Source organism: Ectopseudomonas guguanensis (genome assembly GCF_900104265.1).
In the GTDB taxonomy this organism is placed as follows: domain Bacteria; phylum Pseudomonadota; class Gammaproteobacteria; order Pseudomonadales; family Pseudomonadaceae; genus Aquipseudomonas; species Aquipseudomonas guguanensis.
Genome location: NZ_FNJJ01000002.1, coordinates 391,808 through 416,652 on the forward strand (window position 1 = coordinate 391,808; position 24,845 = coordinate 416,652).

Below are 24,845 nucleotides of genomic sequence, written 5' to 3' on the forward strand. Positions count from 1 at the left end.
AATTGGTTCGAGGCACGCCTCTTGCTTGCCCACTCGGTCAACTATTGTGTGGAACCTGCCCTGCCATGAATCTGCCTGCCGCCCTGTTCACGCCCAGCTGGCCCGCCGAGCTGGAGCTGGCCTACGCGCGCCACGGTGAACGCACCACACCGGTGCGCAGGCGTCACCTCGGCCCTCTCAGGGTGCAGAAACACCTCTACGCCGAGGGGCCGGAGGTGTGCCAGCACATCATCGTCCACCCGCCCGGCGGCATCGCCGGTGGCGACCGCCTGGACATCTCTGCCCATGCCGGCGAACGCACCTGGGTGCAGCTCACCAGCCCCGGCGCAGCCAAGTGGTACCGCGCCGCCGGCGTCGCCCGCCAGGATCTGCGCCTGCGCGTCGAGGCCGGCGCCACGCTGGAATGGCTGCCGCAGGAAACCATCGTCTATGCCGGCGCCCAGGCCGAACTGCGTACGCAGATCGAGCTGCACGGCGACGCTCGCCTGCTGTACTGGGACATCGTTGCCCTCGGCCGCCCCGCCGCCGACGAGCGCTTTGCCAGCGGCCACTTTCAGGCCGCGCTGGATGTTCGCCGTGACGGCAGGTTGTTGTGGCACGAGCGCCAGCGCGTGAGCGGCGGCGACGGACTGCTCGACTCACCCATCGGCCTGAACGGCCAGCCGGTATTCGCCACCCTGCTGGTCAGTGGCGAGGTGGATAGTGATTTACTCGAGCGCTGCCGCGAACTGAAGATCGAAGGCGTACGTGGCGACCTCAGCCAGCTCGCAGGCCTGCTGGTCGCCCGCTGCCTGGCCAGCGAAGCACTCAAGGCCCGTGCCTGGCTGATCGAACTCTGGCGCCTGCTACGCCCGGCGCTGCTGGGGCGTGAAGCGGTGCCACCCCGAATCTGGAATACCTGAGGCGGAGGCTGCCGGCAGCCACCCCATGAACTGGAGCGAACGATGGATCTGAGTCCACGCGAGAAAGACAAGCTGCTGATCTTCACCGCCGGCCTGGTGGCCGAGCGCCGTCTGGCCCGAGGAGTCAAGCTCAACTACCCGGAAGCCATGGCCTATATCTCCGCCGCCCTGCTCGAAGGCGCGCGCGACGGCCAGACCGTCGCCGAGTTGATGCACTTCGGCACCACCCTGCTGAGTCGCGAGCAGGTGATGGAGGGCGTGCCGGAGATGATCCCGGAGATCCAGATCGAAGCCACCTTCCCCGACGGCACCAAGCTGGTGACCGTCCACCAGCCGATTGCGTGATTCATGAGCTATTCGATAGTGAACGCCGGCGAAGCCGATCTGCCCGGCATCCTGGCCATCTACAACGACGCGGTGCAGCACACCACGGCGATCTGGAACGAGACCCTGGTGGACCTGGCCAACCGCCGCGCCTGGCTGGCCGAACGCACGGCGGCGGGCTTTCCCGTGCTGGTCGCGCATGACGCCGCCGGCGAGGTAGTCGGCTACGCCAGCTACGGCACCTGGCGCAGCATCGAGGGCTTTCGCCATACCGTCGAGCACTCGGTCTACGTGCGCGCCGACCAGCGCGGCCAAGGGCTCGGCCCGGCGCTGATGCAGGCGCTGATCGAGCGCGCTCGCGCCGCCAACCTGCACGTCATGGTCGCCGCCATCGAGTCGGAAAATGCCGCCTCGATTCGCCTGCACCAGCGCCTTGGTTTCGTCACCACCGGGCAGATGCCCCAGGTCGGTCGCAAGTTCGGCCGCTGGCTGGACTTGACCTTTATGCAATTGATTCTGGAGTGAGCAACCCATGATTCCCGGCGAATACCAGATTGCCGATGGCGAGATCGAGCTCAATGCCGGTCGCCGCACCCTGACCCTTTCCGTGGCCAACAGCGGCGACCGGCCGATCCAGGTCGGCTCGCACTACCACTTCTTCGAGACCAACGATGCGCTGATCTTCGATCGAGCATCCACGCGAGGTATGCGCCTGAACATTCCCGCCGGCACTGCGGTGCGCTTCGAGCCGGGACAGAGCCGCGAGGTGGAACTGGTCGATCTGGCTGGCGCGCGCCGCGTGTTCGGCTTCGCCGGCCGGGTGATGGGCGATCTTTGAGACACCAATTTTCGTAGGGTGCGCCGCGCGCACCAGCAACGACACAGATAGCAACGGTGCGCACGGCGCACCCTACGGGACGAGCCAATGAAGATCAGCAGACAAGCCTATGCCGACATGTTCGGCCCCACCGTCGGCGACAAGGTGCGCCTGGCCGATACCGACCTGTGGATCGAAGTCGAGAAGGACTTCACCACCTACGGCGAAGAAGTGAAATTCGGCGGCGGCAAGGTGATCCGCGACGGCATGGGCCAGGGCCAGCTGTGCGCCAAAGATGTAGTCGACACCCTGATCACCAATGCGCTGATCATCGACCACTGGGGCATCGTCAAGGCCGACGTCGGCCTCAAGGACGGGCGCATCAAAGCCATCGGCAAGGCCGGCAATCCTGATATACAGCCCGACGTGACCATCGCCATCGGTGCCGGCACCGAGGTGATCGCCGGCGAGGGCATGATCCTCACCGCCGGCGGCATCGACACCCATATCCACTTCATCTGCCCGCAACAGATCGAAGAAGCACTGATGAGCGGGGTGACCACCATGATCGGTGGCGGCACCGGACCTGCCACCGGTACCAACGCCACCACCTGCACCTCCGGACCCTGGCACATGGCGCGCATGCTGCAGGCCGCCGACGCCTTCCCGATGAACCTGGGTTTTACCGGCAAGGGCAACGCCTCGCTGCCCGAGCCCCTGATCGAACAGGTCAAGGCCGGCGCCATCGGTTTGAAGCTGCACGAGGACTGGGGCACCACCCCGGCGGCCATCGACAACTGCCTGAGCGTGGCCGACCAATACGACGTGCAGGTGGCGATCCATACCGACACCCTCAACGAGTCCGGCTTCGTCGAGACCACCCTCGGCGCGTTCAAGGGCCGCACCATCCACACCTACCACACCGAGGGTGCCGGCGGCGGTCATGCGCCGGACATCATCAAGGCCTGCGGCTTCCCCAATGTGCTGCCCAGCTCCACCAACCCGACCCGGCCCTTCACCCGCAACACCATCGACGAGCACCTGGACATGCTCATGGTCTGCCACCACCTCGACCCGAGCATCGCCGAGGACGTGGCCTTCGCCGAGAGCCGTATCCGCCGGGAAACCATTGCGGCAGAGGATATCCTCCACGACCTCGGCGCCTTTTCCATGATCAGCTCCGACAGCCAGGCCATGGGCCGTGTCGGCGAGGTGATCACCCGTACCTGGCAGACCGCCGACAAGATGAAGAAACAGCGCGGCGCCCTGCCCGAGGACGCCCCCGGCAACGACAACTTCCGCGCCAAGCGCTATATCGCCAAATACACCATCAACCCGGCCATCACCCACGGCATCAGCCATGAAGTGGGCTCGGTGGAAGTGGGTAAATGGGCTGACCTGGTGCTCTGGCGCCCGGCCTTCTTCGGCGTGAAGCCGACGCTGATCCTCAAGGGCGGGGCGATTGCCGCCAGCCTGATGGGCGATGCCAACGCCTCGATCCCGACACCGCAGCCGGTGCATTACCGGCCGATGTTCGCAAGCTTTGCCGGCAGCCGCCATGCCACAAGCATCACCTTTATCAGTCAGGCGGCATTCGACGCCGGCGTGCCCGAGCAGCTGGGTCTGAAGAAGAAGATCGGTGTGGTCAAAGGCTGCCGCGAAGTGCAGAAGACCGACCTGATCCATAACGGCTACCTGCCGAACATCGAGGTCGATGCGCAGAACTATCAGGTCAGGGCCGACGGCCAGTTGCTCTGGTGCGAGCCGGCCGAGGTGCTGCCGATGGCGCAGCGGTATTTCCTGTTCTGACATCCCTGGCGGGTTTCACCCGCCCTACGGTAGGCGATTACCACGCCTGCGCAAACCGCCTGGTTTGTTTTGACATCCCTGGCGGGTTTCACCCGCCAACTCATTCACCGCTTCACTCCCCGACACCCAGCTCATCAAGGCTCGCATCCCCGCCCCAATCGACAGGGTAGATACCCTGCTTCACCCAACGGTGAAACGACGACCAAGGCCAATCCTGCACACGCGTCACCAGGCCGTGCTTGAGCGGATTGCCGTGCAGGTAATCGAAGTGCCGCGCATAGTCGCGCTCGTCACGGATCAGATGCTCCCAGAAGCGCTGCTGCCAGAGCGTGCCCTGGCCCTTCGTCTGACGTCGGTGGCTCAACAAATCCGAGCGGTTATAGCGGCTGCCACACGTATGCGTGACATGCCGCTTGATCAACCGCCAGCGCTTGGAAAAGTCCGCATCATCGGGTGGTAGGCGCCAGATGGCATGCAGATGATCGGGCAGCAATACCCAGGCGTCGATGACGAAGGGCTGGGTAAGACGAACCGTTTCGATGGCTTCGCGCAGAGCCAGGCGGATATCGGGTTCTGTGAGGATCGGCTGGCGCCGTTCGCTGACCAGCGTGAAGAAATAGGTGCCGCCGGGAACGGCGGCGCGGCGGTAGTCAGACATGGCAACGTCCTTGTTGCGAAGTTGGCTGTGGCGGGTTTCACCCGCCCTACGGGTAAGGTCCGCCAGAAAGACTAGCGCAGCTGACTGTCCTTGCTGCCCCGGCGGTTGTAGCCACTGAAAGCGGCGTTCTCGCGGTCGTGCTCGGCCTGGCAATTGACGCACAGGCGCACGCCGGGAATCGCCTGACGACGGGCTTCGGGAATGACGGCGTCGCATTCCTCGCAGTGCCGCAGGCTCTCGCCTTTCGGCAGCTGGCTGCGGGCACGCGCGATGGCGTCCTCGATGCTGCTGTCGATCTGCTCCTGTACCGCGTCGTCGTTCGCCCAACCACTTGCCATGCTGCACCTCCTCGTCCCTACCGAACAGATATGCGCCCGGGGCATGCGAAGTGCAAGTGCTGCCCGTCGTTACTCGCGGACTTCCATGAACTCCTTGGCCCAGAGAATGTAATCCTCGGGCATGGTGTACTTGTGGGTCAGCTCGGTGGCGTTGAGGTCGCACGGCTGGGCGCCGCGTTGCTCGCGCAGGCAGTCGTAGGTGGCCTTGATCGCGGCGAAGTAGGCGGCATGGCCGTTGACCACGATGCGCACGCCCAGGCGTGCCAGGCGCTGGTTGTCGCGCAGCTCGGGGTTGCCGTAGGTGACCAGCATCAGCGGCACCTTGAGGCCTGCGGCGATCTGCTCCAGGTGGGCGAAGTCCCTGACCCCGACCAGGCAGATGCCGTCGGCCCCGGCCGCCTCGTAGGCGCGGGTGCGGCGGATCACTTCGTCCACCTCCAGCACCCCGGCATGGGTCCGGGCGATGATCGAGAGTTCGGGGTCGACGCGCGCTTCCAGCGCGGCGAGGATCTTGCCGACGCCCTCCTCGATGGAGATCAGGTCGGTGGACTTGCGACCGAACTGGGCCGGCAGCAGGGTGTCCTCGATGGTCAGCGCGGCGACGCCGGCGCGTTCCAGCTCGACCACGGTGCGCATCACGTTGAGCGCATTGCCGTAACCGTGGTCGGCATCGGCGATCACCGGCAGGCGGGCGACGCGGCCGATGCGCGCCGCCTGCTCGACGAATTCGCTGAGGGTGATCAGGGCGAAGTCCGGCGCGCCGAGCACCTGCAGGGAGGCGACGGAGCCACCGAGAATGCCGACCTCGAAGTCGAGATCGGCGGCGATGCGGGCGGACATGGGGTCGAAGACCGAGGCGGTGTGGTAGCAGCGCTCGGAAGCCAGCAGCGCTCTGAAGGCGCTACGCAGCTCATGGTGGGATGCACGTTGCAGGATGGGCATGGGGCGTATTCCAAAGTCGGTTGAATCGCTTTTTTCTCTTTTTAATGATGGCGTAGACGCGACGAATGCTAGCGCAAGGCACTTGCTGCCAGCTTTCAGACGACTCGCCCTGGCATATGCCCAGCAATTTATCGGCCAGCCAGCTCCGCGGGCAGCGCCGGGAAGAAACCGCCGCCGCTCAGCAGGCCGTATGCCATCCAGCCGGCGACAGCCAGATAGAACAGACGCGGCCCCCAACTGGCCAGCATCTGCTGGCTCGCCGCCAGCTGCTGCGCCTGCAGGTGGGCGAAATGCAGCAGTGCCTCGCCAGGGCGGCCGGTCGCCTCGCCGGTATTGAGCACACCGATAAGCATGGCCTTGCCGGGAAATCTCAGCCCGTCGAAGGCACGCACCAGTGATTGCCCGGCGGCGACCCGCGGTGCCAGGGTGGCGAATTCCCGCCGCAGCCGCACGTTGCGCATCGCGCCACAGGCGCGCGGCAGGGCATCGAGCACCGGCATGCCGGCCTCCAGCAGCAACCCGAGGCTGTCGCAGAAATCACGCATGTCAGCACGACGCTGCAGGCTGCCAACCAGCGGCAGCGCCAGCAGCAGATCATCGAGGGGGCCGGGCTGATCGGTTCGTCGCTGCTGCCAATGGCGCCACAGCGCGCGTGCGCCGAACAGCAGGGCACAGAGCCAGAACACCGGCAGCAGCACGGCTGCCAGGTAACCTGTGCCGCTCAGGTTTCCCGCCACCAGCGCGGGCAGGGGTTTGACCGCCAGCGCCAGCAACAGCACGCCGGCAGGCAACAACAGGCGTGAGACAAGCTCGGCGGCCTGGCGCGCCTGCGCCTCGTAGCGCTGCGCCAGCCGCTGGTGGATCTGCGCCAGCTCGCCGGCCTCCTGTGCGGCGCGCACCAGGGCGCTTTCCAGTGGCGTGAACACGCCACTCAACTGGCCGGAACTCGCCAGGTCGCGTCCGTTGCCCACCATCTGCCGCAGGCGCTTCACAGCGGCCTCATGGCGCGCACCGAGACTCAGACCGGCCAGCGCACGATCGATGGGCACGCCCGCCCGTTCCATCGCCGCCAGATGGGCGAACAGGCTGGCGCGGCTGCGCAGGTCGAGAGCGAGATGGGCACGCGGCATGATCGGGCTCGGTGGACTCCAGCGCTCAGGTTAACCAGTAGCCGGGCGAGCCGCTACGGTTCGATGGGCGGCATGGGGGCATGCGGCAGCCAGCGCCTGAGGATGGCCTCGAGGCTGCCGTCCTCGTGCATCTGTCGCAACGCCTGTTGCCAACGCGCCACACGTACCACCGAGGTCTGCGGGGAGAAGGCGATGTAATAGGCCGAGCGCATGAACGGCACATGCGCGGTGACGTCCTGCGGCTTGAGATCGACGGAAGCCAGTTCGCCGGCCAGGGTCAGGTCCTCTGTGGCGATCAGCTTGACCCGGCCATGCTTGAGCATGGTCATCATGTGCTTCGAACTGGGCACGCCGTAGAGATTGGTGAAACCCTTGGCCCCCAGGGTCTCGAAGGTATACCACTGCTTGGGCAGGGCCAGCGGCCCGCTGTCCGCGGCCTGCTGCAGCGTGTCGATGCTCAGGTGGCGGGATTTCAGCGAGTAGAAGCTGGTGGTGCCGACCACAATGGGCCCGACCCATTGGAATTTCTCCTCACGCTCGGGCGTGCGCACGGTGGAAAACAGCCCCGTATCGGCATCCTGCTGGGCGAGGTGGAAAGCACGCGTCCAGGGCATCAGCTCGATCTGGCCACGGTCGCCCGTGCGCGCCAGCAAGGCCCTGACCACCTCGATGGAGAAACCACTGGGTTCACCTTCGCGCATGAAGCTCATCGGCGGCGCATCCTCGGTGAGCAGACGCAACTGCGCATCGGCCGTCGCGCACAGCGCCACCAGCAGCACACCCAGCCATCGATACAGGCGCTTGCCCATCATTGCGCTCCTCCCGCCTGCAGCCTAGCAAGCGCTGCAACCTGACGCAGCAGGCTCATTCGACGCGCAGCAGGTCGGCCAGCGTGCGCGCGTCCGCGTCGGGAAACCAGTGCCGGTAGATGCGTTCCAGGCTGCCGTCCCGACGCATGTCCTGCAACGCATCCTGCCAACGGGCGACGCGTGCGACATCGGTCTGCCGGGAGAAGGCGATGTAGGAGTCGTTGGGCATCAGGTCGAACTGCTCCTGCAGCTGCCCGGCATGCATGCCCTGCTCGGCGAGCATGCCGTCGAGGGTCAGGGTGTTGGCCAGCAGCAACCTGACCCGGCCGAGGCGAAACATGCGCAGCATGTCCTGCGGTGTCGGCACGCCATAGAGGTTTTCCAGATTCTGCTCGCGCAGCACTTCGTAGCTGTACCACTGCTTGGGCACGGCGAGGGTGCCGAGTTGGCGCACGTCGTCGAGACTGGTGACGCGCAAGCCGGCATCCTTGTGCGTATAGAAACGCGTATAGCCTCGCGCGATCGGCCCGACCCACTGAAAATCGGCCTCGCGCTGCGCCGTGCGAACGGTGGAGAACAGCGCGGTATCGGCCTGGTGGCGAACCTGGTGATAGCCGCGCGTCCAGGGCACCAGTTCGATGCGCGCCGTGTCGTCGGTGCGACGGATCAGCTCCTCGACCACGGCGACCGCCATGCCGCTCGGCTTGCCGTCCTGCAGATAGCTGAAGGGGCGATAGTCCTCGGTGTACAGGCGCAACTCGGCCGCCGACAAATGAGCGGCGAGACTGCAAAGCAGCAGCAGGACTACGACCGGGTACTTCAGGTTCATTGGCCAATACCGTCAGGGGCGCGCCCAACAGCGAATTCAGGGCGGCCAGGCGCAGGATCATAAACGCCCGCACAGTCGATCACCAAGGCTGCAGCGGCGCGGTCGTCTCGGCCAACTCGCTGGCGGTCAGTACGCGTGGCTCGAGCAGCAGTTGCAGGCGCGAGATGGCTCGCTCACCGCTCAGCGCGCGGTGCACCAGACGCACCGCATGGTCTCCCATGGCCTGCGGCTGCTGCTGCAGCAAAGCCTGAATCTGCCCCTCACGCAGGGCGTCGAGCAAGAGTTCACCACTGTCGAAACCGACGAAGTCCACCTGCCCGGCCTTGCCCAGCTGGCGCAGGGCCGCCAGGGTTGCACGACTGCTGCTGCCATTGGGGCTGAACAGGCCGTCGAGGCTGGGCAGCTGCTCGCTCAGGGCTTGAACGATGCGCTGGCGGTCGTCGCCCAGGTAGGTGTCGAACGCCACCTGCAACCCGGCCATGCGCGCCGCCAGCAAAAAGCCACGCTCGCGCTCCTCGGTTGACTGCAGGCCCGGGCGCAGACGCAACAAGCCGACTCGCCCCCCTCGCCCGACACGCTCGGCCAGTTGCTGACCGGCCAGCTGACCGGCGAGAAAGTTGTCGGTCGCCACCAGCGCATAGGCGCCATCGCCGGGCACGCTGCGGTCGACGTAGACGGTGGGAATGCCTTCGGCGCGCAGGGCCGCGACACGCGAGTCGATGGCGTCTCCGGCCGGCGCGATGATCAGTGCCTTGCAGCCATGGTCGAGCACGCGCTCGATCAGTTGCAGCTGCGCCTCGACGCTGCCCTCCTGGGTCGGGCCGCGGGTATAGAGTTCCAGTTGCAGGTCGTCTGCGCTGCGCCTGGCGCCGGCCTCCAGTTCGCTCCAGTAGGCCGAGGTGCCAGCCGGCACCAGGCCGATGCAGTCACGTGCCCAGGAGGGTGTCGCCGACAGGCCCCAGGCAAGCAGCAGCAGGCAGATAAAGGGGATATGTCTTGGCATGCTCGACTCCCGGGCCTTGCCATCACTTTAGCAGCGCAGTGGCATGCTGCGACGCCTGTCGGCCAGCTGTCGACTCATACTTTTTCACATTCAAAACCGACAGTCGGGCTAGCTCTGGCGCGCCGGGCAGGCGATCATCGGGCCTCCTACGCAGACTCCAGCTAATCCATGACCGCCACCACTGACAGCCGCACCCCAACGCACAAGCCCCGCCCACTGATCGATCTGGCCATCAGCATCCTGATTCCCTCGTTCATTCTGATGAAGCTCAGTGGTGAGCATCGCCTCGGCGCCGATGGCGCGCTGTTGCTGGCCCTGGCCTTCCCGCTGGGCTGGGGCGCGTTCGAGCTGATCAAGTACCGCAAATTCAACTTCATCGCCCTGCTCGGCCTGATCAGCGTGGCGCTGACCGGCGGCATCGGCCTGCTGCATCTGGACAACCAGTGGCTGGCCGTGAAGGAAGCCGCCATTCCCGGGCTGATCGGCATCGCCGTGCTGGTTTCCACCCGTACCCGCTACCCGCTGATCCGCACCCTGCTGTTCAACAAGACGGTGCTCAACGTCGACAAGATCCACGAGCGCCTGGAACAGGGCGGCCACGTCGAGCATTTCGAAACGCGGCTGATGCGCGCCACCTACTGGCTCAGCGGCACCTTCTTCTTCTCCTCGTTCATGAACTACGTGCTGGCCAAGTGGATCGTGGTCAGCCCGGCCGGCACCGAGGCGTTCAACGACGAGCTGGGACGCATGACTCTGCTCAGCTACCCGATGATCGCCATCCCCTCGATGATCATGCTGATGGCCATCTTCTACTACCTGTGGAAGACCATTCATGGCCTGACCGGGCTGAGCCTGGAAGAGATCATGGCCAACAGCGGCCAGGAATCGCAGCCCTGAGTCGCGCCGACCTCCGGGTCGGCAGCGCTGTATATGCTCGGTCTTTCCGCCTACCCGGCCCTGTTTCTCTCCGCCTTCGGCGCGGCGACGCTGCTGCCGCTGCAGTCCGAGGCCGTGCTGGTCGCCCTGCTGCTGGCCGGCCAGCATCCACTCTGGGCACTGCTGCTGACGGCCACCCTGGGCAACGTGCTGGGCTCATGGGTCAACTGGCTGCTGGGGCGCTCGATCGAGCATTATCGTGAACGCCGCTGGTTTCCCGTCAGCCCGGCTCGGCTGCAGGAGGCGCAGGCCTGGTATGCCCGTTACGGGCGCTGGTCATTGCTGCTCAGCTGGATGCCGGTGATCGGCGACCCATTGACGCTGGTCGCCGGGGTGATGCGCGAACGTCTGTGGATATTCCTCACCATCGTCACCCTGGCCAAGGCCGGCCGCTACGCGGTGCTGGCAGCGCTGACCCTGGCCTGGATATGAACGTATCGGAATGATCGCTGACACAAATACTGAGGGGCGCCTGCATGCCTGCCAGTTGAGTACTGACGGCGCCTCCCTGATACTGCGCAGCGCGCCGCGCGGGCACGATCCGTCAACGGCCGTTGCGAACGCCCGGCAAGCCGGTGAACAGCCGCCTCGTCAGAGGCATGCGGCCCCACTACCCCGGGGCCTGGTGAGCGAGGAATTGCGGTGTCTGTCCTAGAAGCCAAACCCAAACTGAAGCGCAGCGACCTGATCTGGACGCTGATCGGGCTCAGTGCCGTGGTGCTCTCCGGCTTCCTGCTCTATCGCGAGCTGCGTAATATCTCCCTCGACCAGATCAAGGGCAGCCTCGAGGCGATCTCGCTCATGAACTGGCTGCTCGCCGCCGCCGCCACCCTCGGTGCCTACTGGGCACTGGCCTGGTACGACCGCATCGCCGTCGCCCACCTCGGCAAGAAGATTCCCTGGCGCTTCATCACCCTGTGCTCCTTCACCACCTACGCCCTGGCCCACAACATCGGCGCCTCGGTGTTCTCCGGCGCGGTGGTGCGCTATCGCGCCTATCGCAGCAAGGGCCTGACGCCACAGGAAATCGGCATCCTCATCGTCTTCTGCTCCTTCACCTTCGCCCTCGGCACCCTGCTGGCCAGCGGCTGCGTGCTGATTGCCCAGCCCGACCTGATCCACCGGGTAGCCAATATCACGCCACTGGTATCGGTGGTCATCGGCAGCGTGCTGCTGAGCCTGGTCGGCCTCTACGTGCTGGGCTCCTGGCGCCAGTTCGAACCCTGGACGCTGGGCAAGCTGCACGTCGAATATCCGCGCCTGCCCATCGTCAGCCGCCAGTTGCTGGCCGGCCCGCTGGAATTGCTGTGCGCCGCGGCGATCATCTATTTCGCCCTGCCGGCCGACAATCACCCCGGTTACCTGGTGGTGCTCGGCGTGTTCCTCGCGTCCTTCTCGCTGGCCCTGCTGTCCCATGCGCCGGGCGGCCTGGGGGTGCTGGAGGTGACCTTCCTCGCAGCCATGCCGGAAATTCCCGCCGCCGACGTGCTGGCCGCGCTGATCGTGTTCCGCGTGTTCTACCTGCTGCTGCCCTTCGCCCTGTCGCTGCTGGTGGTGCTGGGCTTCGAGTGGAGCCAGTGGAAGGAAAAGCAGCAGGGCGGCAACCTGCCGTCCTAACGGCTCGCCGTCGCCGCGCCACTGACATAGAATGCGCGGCCATTTTTTGCGGCCTGCCATCCCTGGCGGCCACCCGTCGGGCCGTCGCTGCGCGACGTCAGAAATTTCTCCCTTCAATTTTTTGCGGCCCTGCGTTTCCATGTCCTTCTCCACTCCCGCCCGCGCCTGCGGCATCGACTTCGGTACCTCCAACTCCACCGTCGGCTGGCTGCGCCCCGGCCAGGACAGCCTGCTGCCCCTGGAAGACGGCAAGATCACCCTGCCCTCGGTGATCTTCTTCAACACCGAGGAACGCCGCCCGGTCTATGGCCGCCTGGCCCTGCACGAGTACCTGGAGGGCTACGAAGGGCGCCTGATGCGCTCGCTGAAAAGCCTGCTGGGCTCCAAGCTGCTGAAAAGCGAAACCACGGTGCTGGGCAGTGCCCTGCCGTTCAAGGACCTGCTCGGCTTCTTTATCGGCGAGCTGAAAAAACGTGCCGAAGCCCAGGCCGAACGCGCCTTCGAGGAAGTGGTGCTGGGTCGCCCGGTGTTCTTCGTCGATGACGACCCGGTCGCCGACCAGGAGGCGCAGAACACCCTGGTGGCCGTGGCGCACAAGCTCGGCTTCAAGGAGGTGTCGTTCCAGTACGAACCCATCGCCGCGGCCTTCGACTACGAGTCGAGCCTGGCGCGCGAGGAGCTGGTGCTGATCGTCGATATCGGCGGCGGCACCTCGGACTTCTCCCTGGTGCGTCTGGCCCCTGAACGCCACCACCTGGCCGAGCGTCAGGACGACATCCTCGCCACTGGCGGCGTGCATATCGGCGGCACCGACTTCGACAAGCAGCTGTCGCTGGCCGGGGTGATGCCGCTGTTCGGCTACGGCAGCCGGATGAAGAGCGACGCCTTCATGCCCACCAGCTACCACCTCAACCTGGCCACCTGGCACACCATCAACGCGCTGTACGCGCAGAAGACCCAGCTGGCCCTGCAGAACATGCGCTACGACATCGTCGACGCCACCGGCATCGACCGCCTCTTCGGCCTGATCGAACAGCGCGCCGGGCACTGGCTGGCGATGCAGGTGGAAGAGAGCAAGATCGCCCTCAGCGAGCAGGATGCACGCCCCATCGACCTATCGCGCGTCGAGCCGGGCCTGGTCGCCGAGCTGACCCGGCCGCTGTTCGAGAACGCCATCGAGCCGCTGCTCGAGCGCATTCGCACCAGCCTCACGCAGTTGCTGGCCGATGCCGGCATCACTGCCGAGCAGGTCGACACGCTGTTCTTCACCGGCGGTTCCAGCGGCGTGCCGGCGCTGCGCCAGAGCGTGGCGGCGATGCTGCCCAATGCGCGCAGCGTGGAAGGCAACACCTTCGGCAGCATCGGCAGCGGCCTGGCCATCGAGGCGAAGAAGCGCTACGGCTGAGGCAGTGGCGCGCCATTCTGTTTCCAAATGCTGCCCAGGCCTCGCAGCGCCAGCCAGAGCGGCTAGGTTTACCCGGTGTTCAACCAGCCCACCGGGTGAAACTGATGCTGAAGAAACTGCTGCTGCTCACCGCCACGCTTGGCCTGCTGCTCACCGCCGCCCTCGCCCAGGCTCATCACGGCTGGAGTTCCTACGACGCCGAACAGACCCTGACCCTGGAAGTGCCGCTGCAGAGCGTCAACTATCGCAACCCCCACGCCGATGTGAGCATCGAGCACGACGGGCGTACCTGGCAGGTGATCCTCGCGCCGATCAGCCGCCTGCAGGCGCGCGGCCTGCCCGAAGCCGACCTTACCGCGGGCAAGACCGTGACCATAGTCGGCTACCCGCGCAAGGACGGCACCGCGGAGATCCGCGCCGAACGCATCATCGTCGATGGTCGCACCATTGAACTGCGCTAGATGGACAGCCTGATCGCCTGGGCCACCTGGCTCGAAGCCACGGCCCTGGGCGAGCAGATGCGCGGCTCGGCGCTGCTCTACCCGGCGTTCAACCTGCTGCACCTGCTTGGCCTGGTGCTGCTGCTTGGGCCCATGCTGCTGCTCGACGCACGCCTGCTCGGCGCCGGCCGCGCGTTCTCACTGCCCGCCGTGTCGCGCACGCTGACGCCGCTGGCGCTGGTCGGCCTGTTGCTCCTGCTGGGCAGCGGCATCTGTCTGTTCGCCGCCGACGCCGGGCCGCTGGCAGTCGACCGTCTGCTGCAGCTCAAGCTGCTGCTGATCATTCTGGGCGTCGCCAATGCGCTGCTGTTTCGTCGTCTGTGGAGTGCCAGGTTAAGCGACTGGGATACGTACGCGCCGCTGTTAGGTCGGCTGCAGGCGGCGCTGTCGCTGCTGTTGTGGCTGCTGGTGATGAGCCTCGGCCGCCTCCTGGCTTACTTCTAGCGCGGCGCGCTTTGCCTTATCCTGCGCGCCTTCGCCCTCGAACAGGAATGCCCCGATGAAAGCCCAGCTGGAAGAACTGATCGCCAAGATAAGCTCCGGCTGCCTGGTCGAGGACGAGATCGCGCGTATTGCCGACGAGGCCGCGCAGGCCTATGCCGACCCGGCTGCCTTCCTCGCCACCAATCCGGACGTCAACTACGACGACGAATTCCCCATCCCGCTGGGCGAATGGGTAGTGGTCGGCAGCCTGCCGGATACCGTGCTGTTCCAGGCCGACAGCTATGAAGAGCTGTTCCAGCGCATCACCGAATCCTTCGGCCCGCAGGTGCAATTCGTGCTCAAGCCCAAGCAACTGGCCAAGACCGAGCCGCTCAAGGCGCTCAACCGTATTCAGGTGCAGCTCTCGGCGCTGTCGCCGGAAACCGGCGGCTATGTGCTGGTGGACTTCAGCGAACCGCTGGACGACGAGCTGCAGGCGGTACTGGTGTACGCCAGCGACCTGCCGCGGGTGATGGAGCTGGCGGTGGAAGTGGGCATCTATGCCGCGCCGGCGCTGGAAGCCTTGCAGGCGGAGCAGGCGGAAGAATAGGTCGAGGCTTGCCCTCTCCCCAACCCTCTCCCATAAATGGGAGAGGGGGCTGACCCCCTATCCCGCAACACTCTCGTTCCCTGGAGTCACCATGCGCCCGATTCGCCTCGCCCTGTTGCTCAGCCCGCTGCTACTCGCCGCCTGTGGCGGCGCAGAGACCGCCACCACCGCCACCTTGCAGGCACAGGATGCTTCGCAGAAACAGCAGCAGATGGAACAGCTCAAGCAGCAGATCGAGCAGGTCAACCAGCAGGCCCAGCAGCGTCTGCAGGATCAACTGGACGCCGCCGAGCAGTAACTAGCAGTCGCGCCCGTAGCCCGGATGAAATCCGGGGCAAGGCAGGCCAACCGCCCCCCGGATTGCATCCGGGCTACAAGGTCCCCCGCAGCGCTTTCTCGAACAAGGCGCTGTACTGCGCGGCGCTGAAGGCGATGGGGTTGGTGCCGGCCGAAGGGTCAACCTCGGCCATGCGCCCGACCTGCTCGATGCGCGCATCGTCGATGCCGATCTCGCCCAGGCTGTGGGCAATGCCCACCTCGCTGCGCAGCGCCAGCACCCAGTCCAGCACCGCCTCGAAGCCGCTGCCCGACAGCGCCAGGTAGCGCGCCATCTTCTCCATCTGCGGCTCGATGGCACCGCGGTTGGCCACCAGCACGTACGGCATCAGTACTGCATTGAGCAGGCCGTGATGGGCGTCGTACAGCGCCCCCAGCGGATGGGCCAGCGCGTGCATGGCACCGAGGCCACGCTGGAAGGCGGTGGCGCCCATGCTCGAGGCCACCAGCATCTGCAGCCGCGCCTCGACGTCGGTGCCCTGACTGACCGCACGCGGCAGGTATTGCTGCACCAGGCGCATGCCTTCCAGGGCGATGCCCTCGGCCATGGGATGGAACAGCGGCGAGCAGAAGGCCTCGAGGCTGTGAGACAGCGCGTCCATGCCGGTGGCGGCGGTGATCTTCGCCGGCAGGCCGACCGTCAGCTCCGGGTCGAGAATCACCAGCGCCGGCAGCATCCGCGCGTGGAAGATGATGCGCTTGATATGCGCCGCGTCGTCGGTGATCACCGAGGCGCGACCGACTTCCGAGCCGGTGCCGGCTGTGGTCGGCACCGCCACCACCGGCGCCATGCCGGCGACATTGACCCGGCTGGCGTTGTCGCCGACGTCCTCGAAATCCCACAGCGGCCGGTCCTGGCCGACCATCAGGGCGATGGCCTTGCCGGCATCCAGCGCCGAGCCGCCGCCGAAGGCGATCACCCCGTCATGCCCGCCGGCCTTGAACGCGGCCACACCGTCCATCACGTTGGCGCCGGTGGGGTTGCCCTTGATCGCCGAGAACAGCCCTGCGTTCAAGCCTGCATCGCGGCACTGGCGCAGCGCCGCGTCGATCATCGGCAGTGCGGCCAGGCCGGGGTCGGTACACAGCAGCGGCGCGCGCATGCCGAGCTGACGGCAGGCCTCGGCCAGCTCGGCGATGCGGCCGACGCCGACGCGCATCGAGGTCGGGTAATTCCAGTTCATGCGGTACTGATTCAGGTCCATTGCGCGCCTCACAGCTGAGTCTTGAAGTGGAAGGATTTCGGCCGGGTCAGCTGCTCGTAGCCGACCCTTGAGAGGGTGCAGCCACGTCCGGAGTGCTTCACCCCGGTCCAGGCCAGCCCGGGGTCGAGGTAGTCGCAACGGTTGAGAAACACCGTGCCGGCCTCCACCCGATCAGCCAGGGCCATGGCGGCATCGACGTCGCGGCTGAAGATCGCCGCGGTCAGGCCGAACTCACTGTCGTTCATCAGCGCCAGCGCCTCCTCGTCGCTGGCGACCTTCTGGATACCCACCACCGGGCCGAAGGATTCCTCGGTCATCACGCGCATTTCATGGCTGACGTTGGTCAGCACCTGCGGCGCCAGATAGGGCGTACCCGGCGCATCCAGGGGAAACTCGGCCGGGTCGATATGCGCCCTGGCGCCCTGCTCGACCGCCTCGGCGATCTGCGCGCGGACGAAATCGGCGGCGTCGGCCCGCACCAAGGGGCCCAGGGTAGTCTGCGGGTCGTCCGAACGCCCCAGTTTGTACTGGCGCACCAGCGCCACCGCCTGCTCGACGAAGGCATCGAACAGCGACTCGTGCACGTAGATGCGCTCGATGCCGCAGCACGATTGGCCGGAGTTGAAGAAGGCGCCGTCGATGGCGGTTTCCACCGCGTGCTGCAGATCGGCGTCGGCGCGCACATAGGCCGGATCCTTGCCGCCCAGCTCCAGGCCGACGCTGATGAAGCGCCCCGCCGCCGCCCGCTCGACCATGGCCCCGCCCGGCACCGAACCGGTGAAGGCGACGTGGTTGATGGTCGGCGCACGAATCAGCGCTTCGGTCTCGCCGTGGCTCAGGTGCAGGTACTGGAACACGCCTTCGGGCAGGCCGGCCTCGGCAAAGGCCTCGACCATGCGCTCGGCGCACAACGGAGTCTGCGCCGAGTGCTTGAGCAATACCGCGTTGCCTGCCAGCAGTGCCGGCATCACCGCATTCACCGCGGTCAGGTAGGGGTAGTTCCAGGGCGCGATGACCAGTGCCACGCCCAACGGCTCGCGGCGGATGAAACGGGTGAAGCCGGGCTTGTCCGGCAGGCGGATATCGGCCAGCGAACCCTCGGCGATATCGGCCATATGCGTGGCGCGCTCGACGAAGCCGCGGATCTCGCCGGCGGCGTAGCGGATCGGCCGGCCCATCATCCAGCACAGTTCCTCGGCCAGTTGGCTCTCGCGTGCGGCGAAGGCGTCGATGGCGCGCCGGCCGATGGCGATGCGCTCACGCAGCGGTGTGCGTTTCCAGGTCTGCTGCGCCAGCTCGGCCCGGGCCAGCGCGGCCAGGATCTCGGGGTTGGAGGCCAGGTGACGTTCGACGTAGACCGAACCGTCGATGGGGGAAATGCATTGCAGTTTGCTCATTAGGTGCTCCGTAAAAGGAATCGCGGCCCACGTGGTGGATCGCGTACCGCGCTCGGCCCCCTCGCCCCTCCGGGGAGAGGGTTGGGGAGAGGGGAGAAAACAGCCACCCTCTCCCCCAGCCCCCGCTCCGCGCCCCTGCCCTTCGCAGAGCTCAGGGCGCTTCGGCGGGCGAAGCGATGCTTCGCTCATCCCGCCGTCGCCCCGCAAGCGGGAGAGGGGAGCGCTCAGATGATTTCGAAGTAGCGATCCAGCTCCCAGTCGCTGACATGGCGGCGGTACTCGCGCTCTTCCCATTCGCGGCTGGCGGCGAAGTGCTCGACGAAAGCGTCGCCGAACAGCTCGCGCGCCGCCTGCGAGCCCTTCAGGCGCTGCGCCGCATCCCACAGCGTGCGCGGCAGCGCCAGCTCCTCGGGGTGCTTGACCGCATAGGCGTTGCCGCTGACCGGCGCGGTCGGCTCCCACTGCTGCATGATTCCGTACAGCCCCGAGCCGATGGCCACCGACAAGGCCAGAAAGGGATTGCCGTCGGCGGCGCCGAGGCGGTACTCCTGGCGCTGCGACTTGTCGCTGCCGGGGATTACCCGCAGCGCCGCGGTGCGGTTCTCCACCCCCCAGGTGGCGTCGGTGGGTGCCCAGAAGCCGGGAATCAGACGCCGGTAGCTGTTCAGCGTCGGCGCCACCATGCACAGGAATTCCGGCATCAGGCGCTGCTGGCCGGCGAGAAAATGCCGCTGCAGCTTGCTCATGTTGTGCGCCTGATCGGGATCAAAGAAGGCCGACTTGTCGCTCGCACGGTCACGCAGCGACACGTGGATATGCCCGCTCTGCCCCGGATACTTGCCCGACCACTTGGCCATGAAGGTGGCCATCAGGCCGTTGCGCTGGGCCAGTACCTTCATGAAGGTCTTGAACAGCGCGCCCTTGTCCGCCGCCGCCTCGGCGCGGTCATAGGCGATGGCCGCCTCCAGCACACCGGGGCCGGTTTCGGTGTGCAGGCCCTCGATGGGAAAATCCATCGCCTCGCCCATCTCGAGGATCTGGTGATAGAGCTCGGCGTGCACCGAGTTGCGGATCATCGAGTAGCCGAACCAGTCCGGGGTGAACGGCTTGAGATCGCGAAAGCCCTTGGCCCGCGCCGACTCCGGCGTTTCGTCGAACATGAAGAACTCGTACTCCAGCGCCGCATAGGGCTCGAAGCCCATGGCCTGGCAGCGCTCGATCACCCGGCGCAGGGTGCCGCGCGGGCACACCGCCTCGGCCTGCTGATCGAACTCGGCGAGAAACAGGAGCATGCCGTTTTCGAAGGGAATCTCGCGGCAGGTGTGCGGCAGGATGCGCACCGGCGCATCAGGGTAGCCGCTGTGCCAGCCGGTGTACTGGGCGTTGTCGTAGAGCTGGTCCTTGACGTCCCAGCCGAGCACCACGTCGCAGAAGGCGAAGCCGTGCTCCAGGGCGGAGAAGAACTTGCTGCGGCTCATGTACTTGCCGCGCATCACCCCATCGTTGTCGAACAGACCGACCTTGACGTGGCTCAGGCCACGCTCCTCGACGATGCGCCGGGCATCGCCCAGGGTCTTTACATCCCGTGGTTTGAACATGCTAACCCCTGCGTCTTGTTGTTATGGCGGGCGGGTCGAGCGTACGGCTGGGCATTCATGACCGGCCAGGCAGGGCCGACGACGCATGGGCACAGCACGACGCCTATGACAGCGTCCGTTTCAGGCCCATTGAGTGTGGTACAGGATTGCCGGGATGGCAGGGTCGAGGCGGGAAAATCTGCATGCGCGGCGCCAGGCTGCGGTTCGTAGGGTGCGCCGCGCGCACCACTCTTGGGCTGCCAGCGGTGTATAGGAAGGCTGACCTCTGTACGGCTCCGATCTACGTCACTGAAGATCGTCGCACCGCAGCCCGCGCTCTAGCGGCGGATTTCGATAGGCGTGCCATTGGGCACCAGCGCCCAGATCTGGCGCATCTCGTCGTCGCGCACGGCGATGCAACCGTCGGTCCAGTCCCACAGATGATGCAGCGGTCCGAGCCAGCCCCAGCCATTGGCCAGGCCGTGAATCATGATATTGCCACCGGGGGCATAGCCGGCGGCGCGGGCACGGGCCTCGTCCTGCTCGTTGGGATAGGAAATATGCAGACTGAGATGGGCCATCGACTTGGGGTTGCGCCAGTCGATCAGGTAACGCCCCTCCGGTGTGCGCTGGTCGCCCTCCCGCTGCTTGTGCCCCTCATCACCGGCGCCGCCGAGCGAAATACGGTACTCGGCCAGCGACTCGCCCTGGCGCCAGAGCACCATGCGCCGCTGCCGCTTGTCGACGGTAATCAGGTCGGCCTGCCGATCCGGCTGCTCGAGATCAGGCGCAATCCCCGAGCCGATACGCGCCATCACCTTGGTGTAGCCCAGCAGCAACGCTACCAGGATTAGGCCCAGCACTACGAAACGCTTGATGGCATGCATCCTTTCTAGCCAATGGCTCCCTGGTGAAAATCGTCGCCGAGAAGCCTCCCGCGGCTGCACGGGCGATGGCCCCGCTCAGCCACGCCGTCCCTCGCGGCGCTCCTGCGCTTCGATCTCCTCGAAGACCTTGCGATGTTCGGCCTGCGAAGCGTACTCACCGATGATGGCCCTGGCACGGTAAGTCTTCTTGCGCAACGCGCCCGTCTGGCCATCGCGGTCGAAGGTAACGACGTAGCGAGTGCCATCCAGCTCTATGTAGAGGTAATAGTAATCCACCGGCAGATCCGGTTCGGCAAAAGCGCTGTAGGCATAACGCACGCGCGCGCTGAGGTCCGGCTCGGAGTCCAGCAGCTTGAGATGATCGGCCTCCGGATAATGTTCCTGCAGCGCCATCGCGGCAACGATGGGGAAATCAGCGATCTGATTCCGCGTGAAGGGGACCGGTCGAGCACGCAACATGCTGACCGGATAATCCTCGAAACCCGGTCTCGACCGGTACTGGCCACTGGCGAACCAGCGCGTGGCATCGAACATGTCTTCGTTGTCCGAAGGGCCGTAATACATCATGAATTTCGCGGGCATGGCGCGATCCTCTGCGTTCAGGTGCAGTCCCGTCAGCATCAGGATCATCGATAAAACAACCGTACCCCATTGAGCTCGCTTGCGATTCATTGATTGCCGCCACTGTATTCGAGCAGGTGAGAAGGCAGGTTCTCGAAGTTCACTTAGAGGCCAGCAGTTCATGACAGTCCGCTCGACAGGCCGCGGTATTTCTTCCGAGAACGCCGGGTCATCGACTGCCGCGCCAACACCACCCCGCCGCGCTTTCCGATATCTGACAGCGAGTCTTGTCACGTTGCCCGGAAGGCCAGGACATGCAGAGTCCTTAGTTTGTGTTCTTGAACATAGGGTGAGGCCCGGCAGTATCCCATGCTCCTTCTGATGGAGCTAATCGAGTGCCCCTACATATTCTCGGTCCGGAATTCAGTACGTTTGTCCACAGCGTGCGCCTTTACTGCGAAGAGAAGCGCCTCGCTTACAGCTATGGCATGTCCTTGAAAGGAGACGTTGCTGTCGGCCTAATGCCAATCCGATAAGGCAGGGCGTCTGGCACGGATCGGTTTCGTAAAGTGTCGCGGGGCCGCCTAGGTGCACATATCTGTGGTGGAGGCAGCGGCGTTTCGGTGCGCACGGCGCACCCTACGCGGCAGCCCCCTGAGACTTATCTGACTGGCATTCGCCACCGGTTCGCCCTTCTGCACACCGACCAGGAAGCCAAGCCGCCGTTGTAAAAATGGGCTTTTCGTCCTCCTCCATATGCCCCGAAACCACGCCCGTACCTTTCGGCACGGGCGTTTGGCCTCATCTGACAACCACCGGCCTCAACCGCGATAAGGTGCCCCCGCCTTGGCCATCAGCGCGTTGTACTTCTTGAAGATGTCCACCACCTTGGCGCAGCGCGGGCTGGTCTTGGCGATCTCGTCCCAGAACTTCAGCGCCTCGGCTTCCACCGTGGCCCATTCCTCGGCCGGGATGGAGGTCAGCTCAAGCTTGCCGCCTTCCACGCGCAGCTGCGCCTCGCCGCCCCAGTACCAGTGCTGGCGGTAGTAGTTGGAGCTGTCCATGCACAGCTTGAACAGGGTCTTGAGGTGTTCGGGCACCTCGGCCCACTTGTCCGAGTTGGCGAAGTAGGAGCCGATCCAGGCGCCGGAGATGTTGTTGGTGAGGAAGTACTTGGTGACGTTGGCCCAGCCGACGGTGTAGTCCTCGGTGATGCCGGACCAGGCGATGCCGTCCAGCTCGCCGGTCTGCACCGCCACCTCGACGTCTTCCCAGGGCAGGGTCACCGGAATCACGCCGAAGCGGGCGAGGAACTTGCCGGCAGTAGGGAAGGTAAAGATGCGCTTGCCCTTGAGGTCAGCCAGTTTGGTGATCGGCTGCACCGTGGCGAAGTGGCAAGGGTCCCAGGCGCCGGCGCCGAGCCAGGTCACGCCCTTGACCTCGCCGTAGGCCTCGGCCCAGATCTCGTTGAGGCCGTACTGCTCGAACAGCACCGGCACGTCGAGGCTGTAGCGGGTGGCGAAGGGGAAGTAGCCGCCGAACACCGAGACGTCCACCGGCGCGGCGATGGAGTCGTCGTCGCTCTGCACCGCGTCGATGGTGCCGCGCTGCATGGCGCGGAACAGCTCGCCAGTGGGCACCAGCTGGTCGGCGAAATACAGCTGGATCTCCATCTGGCCGTTGGCCGCCTTGTTGAAGGCATCGATGGACGGCTTGATCACGTGTTCGGCCAGCGCCGCGCCAGCGTAGGTCTGCAGGCGCCAGGTGATCTTCTTCGGTTCGGCGGCATAGATGTGCGCCGAGCCGAGGGCGGCGGTGCCGACCGCGGCGGTTTTCAGGAAATCGCGTCTCGTACTCATGCTGGTCTCTCCAATAGTGTCGATGCAGATGCAATACAACCGCTCATTGCCGCCGCGTCAGCCGCAGCGGCCTTGCCAGTGACCGGCGGGCGCCGGCTCGACTGCTGGCGCGCAGGGCGCGCCGATTTCCTCGATCAGCCGCCGTAGTGCAGTTGCGGCAACCACAGCGCCAGCTGCGGGAAGACCATGACCAGGGTCAGCGCCAGGACCATGATGATGACGAAGGGGATGACCGACACATAGATGTCACGCAGGGTCACTTCGGGCGGGGCCATGGCGCGCATGAGAAACAGGTTGTAGCCGAACGGCGGGGTCATGTAGGCGATCTGGCAGGTGATGGTGTAGAGCACGCCGTACCAGATCAGGTCGAAGCCCAGGGCACCGACCAGCGGAATATAGAGCGGCGCGACGATCACCAGCATGGCGGTGTCGTCGAGGAACATGCCCATCACGATGAAGGAGATCTGCATCAGGATGAGGATCTGCCAGGGCCCCAGGTGCAGGCTGTCGACGAAGAAGTTCTCGATGGCCCTGACCGCGCCGAGGCCGTCGAACACCGCGCCGAAGCACAGCGCGGCGAGGATGATCCACATGAACATGCAGCTGATGGCCAGCGTCTTGCGCAGCGTCTCTTCCATCACCTTGCCGCTCAGCCGGCCCTTGAACAGCGCCGCCAGGGTGGCTGCGCAGGCCCCCACCGCCGAGCTTTCCACCAGGCTGGTGTAGCCCAACAGGAACAGGCCGGTCATCGACAGGAAGATGAACACCGGCACCAGCCCGGCGCTGAGCAGGCGCAGCTTCTCCTGCCTGCTGATCTGCGCGCGTTCGGCCTGCGCCAGGGCCGGGCCGAGCTGTGGCTGCAGGCGGCAGCGAATGGCGATGTAAAGCATGAACATGCCGGCCATCATCAGTCCGGGGATGGCACCGGCCAGCCACAACTGGCCCACCGGCTGGCGCGCGATCATGCCGTAGAGCACCAGCACCACGCTGGGCGGAATCAGAATCCCCAGCGAGCTGCCGGCCTGGATCACCCCGGTGATCATGATCTTGTCGTAGCCACGCCTGAGCAGCTCGGGCAAGGCGATGCTGGCGCCGATGGCCATGCCGGCCACGCTCAGGCCGTTCATCGCCGAGATCGCCACCATCAGGAAGATGGTGCCGATGGCCAGGCCGCCCGGCAGCGGGCCCATCCACACGTGGAACATGCGGTAGAGGTCTTCGGCGATGCCCGACTCGGAGAGCATGTAGCCCATGAACACGAACATCGGCAGGGTCAGCAGCGGGTACCACTTCATCAGTTTCATCGCCGCGCTGAAGGCCATCTCCGAGCCGCCGTCGCCCCACAGCAGCAGCGCTGCCGCTGCGGCGACGAAGCCGATGGCACCGAATACGCGCTTGCCGGTGAGCAGCAGTAACATCATCGAGGAGAACATCAACAGCGCGATCAGCTCGTAGCTCATCACAGCGTCTCCCCGCGGGCGGCGTAGACATCCTTGAAGAAGGTGGCGATGGCCTGCAGCAGCATCAGGGCGATGCCGAAGCACATGACGATCTTGATCGGCGCCATGTAGGGCGACCAGGCCGAGTAGCTGGTCTCCTTGTATTCGATGGCGTATTCGGTGGAGGAGATGCCGCCGATCAGCAGCATCACCAGGTAGAAGATCAGCATCAGCACCGTAATGGCGTCGACCACGGCGCGCGTGCGCGGCGACCAGCGGCCGTAGGCCAGGTCCATGCGCACATGGGCGTCGAGCTGCATCGAGTAGGCGCCGCCGAGCAGGAAGTAGGCGACCATGAGGAACTGGGCGCTTTCCAGGGTCCAGATCGACGGGGTGAAGAAGGTCTTACTGATCGAGGAGTACAGCAGCACCGCCAGCATGGCGAAGATCAGGTACATAGCAAAACGCCCAACCCGCCGGTTGAACGCATCCACGCCCCGGACAAAAGCTCGAATGCTGCTGCGCATGCAGT

The 24,845-nt window shown here is 65.5% G+C and carries 28 protein-coding genes; 13 read left to right on the forward strand and 15 right to left on the reverse strand.

What is annotated here, in order from left to right; all coding sequences use genetic code 11:
• The first annotated feature begins 65 nt into the window (after positions 1-65).
• The 5 genes from BLS61_RS04230 to ureC all read left to right on the forward strand — a co-directional run bounded on the left by BLS61_RS04230 (position 66) and on the right by ureC (position 3,852).
• Positions 66-902, forward strand: a complete 837-nt coding sequence (locus BLS61_RS04230; protein ID WP_090427777.1) for an urease accessory protein UreD — start codon at positions 66-68, stop codon at positions 900-902.
• Positions 903-944: 42 nt separating this feature from the next.
• Entirely contained in the window at positions 945-1,247 is a 303-nt protein-coding gene (gene ureA / locus BLS61_RS04235) for an urease subunit gamma (protein WP_003246897.1), read from the forward strand.
• A 3-nt stretch (positions 1,248-1,250) separates the two neighbouring features.
• Positions 1,251-1,751, forward strand: a complete 501-nt coding sequence (locus BLS61_RS04240) for a GNAT family N-acetyltransferase (RefSeq protein WP_090427780.1) — start codon at positions 1,251-1,253, stop codon at positions 1,749-1,751.
• A 7-nt stretch (positions 1,752-1,758) separates the two neighbouring features.
• Positions 1,759-2,064: an urease subunit beta gene (locus BLS61_RS04245; protein ID WP_090427788.1), complete on the forward strand. Its 306-nt coding sequence runs from the start codon at positions 1,759-1,761 to the stop codon at positions 2,062-2,064.
• Between the two features lie 87 nt (positions 2,065-2,151).
• Positions 2,152-3,852 (forward strand): urease subunit alpha, encoded by a 1,701-nt coding sequence (ureC, locus tag BLS61_RS04250; RefSeq protein ID WP_090427791.1) that lies wholly within the window; start codon positions 2,152-2,154, stop codon positions 3,850-3,852.
• A 112-nt stretch (positions 3,853-3,964) separates the two neighbouring features.
• Here ureC and BLS61_RS04255 read toward each other — a convergent pair whose 3' ends face one another.
• The 7 genes from BLS61_RS04255 to BLS61_RS04285 all read right to left on the reverse strand — a co-directional run bounded on the left by BLS61_RS04255 (position 3,965) and on the right by BLS61_RS04285 (position 9,561).
• The gene (locus tag BLS61_RS04255; RefSeq protein WP_090427794.1) at positions 3,965-4,510 is read right to left on the reverse strand and encodes an REP-associated tyrosine transposase; all 546 of its coding nucleotides are present in this window, start codon (positions 4,508-4,510) and stop codon (positions 3,965-3,967) included.
• A gap of 71 nt (positions 4,511-4,581) precedes the next feature.
• Complete coding sequence (locus BLS61_RS04260; RefSeq protein WP_090427797.1) at positions 4,582-4,848, reverse strand: DksA/TraR family C4-type zinc finger protein; 267 nt, start codon at positions 4,846-4,848, stop codon at positions 4,582-4,584.
• A gap of 69 nt (positions 4,849-4,917) precedes the next feature.
• Positions 4,918-5,781 (reverse strand): isocitrate lyase/PEP mutase family protein, encoded by an 864-nt coding sequence (locus tag BLS61_RS04265; RefSeq protein ID WP_090428073.1) that lies wholly within the window; start codon positions 5,779-5,781, stop codon positions 4,918-4,920.
• Between the two features lie 137 nt (positions 5,782-5,918).
• Positions 5,919-6,920 (reverse strand): type II secretion system F family protein, encoded by a 1,002-nt coding sequence (locus BLS61_RS04270; RefSeq protein ID WP_090427799.1) that lies wholly within the window; start codon positions 6,918-6,920, stop codon positions 5,919-5,921.
• Between the two features lie 53 nt (positions 6,921-6,973).
• Complete coding sequence (locus tag BLS61_RS04275) at positions 6,974-7,732, reverse strand: substrate-binding periplasmic protein (protein ID WP_090427801.1); 759 nt, start codon at positions 7,730-7,732, stop codon at positions 6,974-6,976.
• A 52-nt stretch (positions 7,733-7,784) separates the two neighbouring features.
• Positions 7,785-8,558 (reverse strand): substrate-binding periplasmic protein, encoded by a 774-nt coding sequence (locus BLS61_RS04280; RefSeq protein WP_090427804.1) that lies wholly within the window; start codon positions 8,556-8,558, stop codon positions 7,785-7,787.
• Between the two features lie 79 nt (positions 8,559-8,637).
• A complete protein-coding gene (locus tag BLS61_RS04285; protein ID WP_090427807.1) occupies positions 8,638-9,561 on the reverse strand; it encodes a substrate-binding domain-containing protein in 924 nt (307 codons plus the stop codon).
• 168 nt (positions 9,562-9,729) lie between these two features.
• Here BLS61_RS04285 and BLS61_RS04290 point away from each other — a divergent pair, with 168 nt between their 5' ends.
• The 8 genes from BLS61_RS04290 to BLS61_RS04325 all read left to right on the forward strand — a co-directional run bounded on the left by BLS61_RS04290 (position 9,730) and on the right by BLS61_RS04325 (position 15,350).
• Entirely contained in the window at positions 9,730-10,458 is a 729-nt protein-coding gene (locus tag BLS61_RS04290; RefSeq protein ID WP_090427810.1) for a VC0807 family protein, read from the forward strand.
• 33 nt (positions 10,459-10,491) lie between these two features.
• Positions 10,492-10,929, forward strand: coding sequence for a YqaA family protein (locus BLS61_RS04295; protein ID WP_090427812.1), 438 nt, complete (start codon positions 10,492-10,494; stop codon positions 10,927-10,929).
• 210 nt (positions 10,930-11,139) lie between these two features.
• Positions 11,140-12,114, forward strand: coding sequence for a lysylphosphatidylglycerol synthase transmembrane domain-containing protein (locus BLS61_RS04300; RefSeq protein WP_090427816.1), 975 nt, complete (start codon positions 11,140-11,142; stop codon positions 12,112-12,114).
• Between the two features lie 139 nt (positions 12,115-12,253).
• Complete coding sequence (locus BLS61_RS04305) at positions 12,254-13,519, forward strand: Hsp70 family protein (RefSeq protein ID WP_090427819.1); 1,266 nt, start codon at positions 12,254-12,256, stop codon at positions 13,517-13,519.
• A gap of 104 nt (positions 13,520-13,623) precedes the next feature.
• Complete coding sequence (locus tag BLS61_RS04310; protein ID WP_090428076.1) at positions 13,624-13,980, forward strand: DUF6152 family protein; 357 nt, start codon at positions 13,624-13,626, stop codon at positions 13,978-13,980.
• Positions 13,981-14,463 carry a hypothetical protein gene (locus BLS61_RS04315; RefSeq protein ID WP_090427822.1) on the forward strand — a complete coding sequence of 161 codons (483 nt, stop codon included), beginning with the start codon at positions 13,981-13,983 and terminating at the stop codon, positions 14,461-14,463.
• Between the two features lie 55 nt (positions 14,464-14,518).
• Positions 14,519-15,052, forward strand: a complete 534-nt coding sequence (locus tag BLS61_RS04320; protein ID WP_090427825.1) for a hypothetical protein — start codon at positions 14,519-14,521, stop codon at positions 15,050-15,052.
• 91 nt (positions 15,053-15,143) lie between these two features.
• Positions 15,144-15,350, forward strand: coding sequence for a hypothetical protein (locus tag BLS61_RS04325; protein WP_090427829.1), 207 nt, complete (start codon positions 15,144-15,146; stop codon positions 15,348-15,350).
• Positions 15,351-15,423: 73 nt separating this feature from the next.
• Here BLS61_RS04325 and BLS61_RS04330 read toward each other — a convergent pair whose 3' ends face one another.
• From BLS61_RS04330 to BLS61_RS04365, 8 genes are all read right to left on the reverse strand, one after another.
• A complete protein-coding gene (locus tag BLS61_RS04330) occupies positions 15,424-16,593 on the reverse strand; it encodes an iron-containing alcohol dehydrogenase (RefSeq protein WP_090427832.1) in 1,170 nt (389 codons plus the stop codon).
• Positions 16,594-16,601: 8 nt separating this feature from the next.
• Positions 16,602-17,990 (reverse strand): aldehyde dehydrogenase family protein, encoded by a 1,389-nt coding sequence (locus BLS61_RS04335; RefSeq protein ID WP_090427835.1) that lies wholly within the window; start codon positions 17,988-17,990, stop codon positions 16,602-16,604.
• A 224-nt stretch (positions 17,991-18,214) separates the two neighbouring features.
• On the reverse strand, positions 18,215-19,588 hold the full coding sequence (locus BLS61_RS04340) for a glutamine synthetase family protein (protein ID WP_011920867.1): 1,374 nt from the start codon (positions 19,586-19,588) through the stop codon (positions 18,215-18,217).
• Between the two features lie 317 nt (positions 19,589-19,905).
• Positions 19,906-20,454 carry a L,D-transpeptidase family protein gene (locus BLS61_RS04345; protein WP_090427838.1) on the reverse strand — a complete coding sequence of 183 codons (549 nt, stop codon included), beginning with the start codon at positions 20,452-20,454 and terminating at the stop codon, positions 19,906-19,908.
• A 75-nt stretch (positions 20,455-20,529) separates the two neighbouring features.
• Entirely contained in the window at positions 20,530-21,084 is a 555-nt protein-coding gene (locus BLS61_RS04350; protein ID WP_090427841.1) for a hypothetical protein, read from the reverse strand.
• Between the two features lie 752 nt (positions 21,085-21,836).
• Positions 21,837-22,874 (reverse strand): TRAP transporter substrate-binding protein, encoded by a 1,038-nt coding sequence (locus BLS61_RS04355; RefSeq protein ID WP_090427844.1) that lies wholly within the window; start codon positions 22,872-22,874, stop codon positions 21,837-21,839.
• Between the two features lie 134 nt (positions 22,875-23,008).
• Positions 23,009-24,334, reverse strand: coding sequence for a TRAP transporter large permease (locus tag BLS61_RS04360; protein ID WP_090427849.1), 1,326 nt, complete (start codon positions 24,332-24,334; stop codon positions 23,009-23,011).
• Positions 24,334-24,840, reverse strand: a complete 507-nt coding sequence (locus BLS61_RS04365; protein ID WP_090427852.1) for a TRAP transporter small permease subunit — start codon at positions 24,838-24,840, stop codon at positions 24,334-24,336. The genes BLS61_RS04360 and BLS61_RS04365 overlap by 1 nt, the downstream gene beginning before the upstream one ends.
• Between the last annotated feature and the right edge of the window lie 5 nt (positions 24,841-24,845).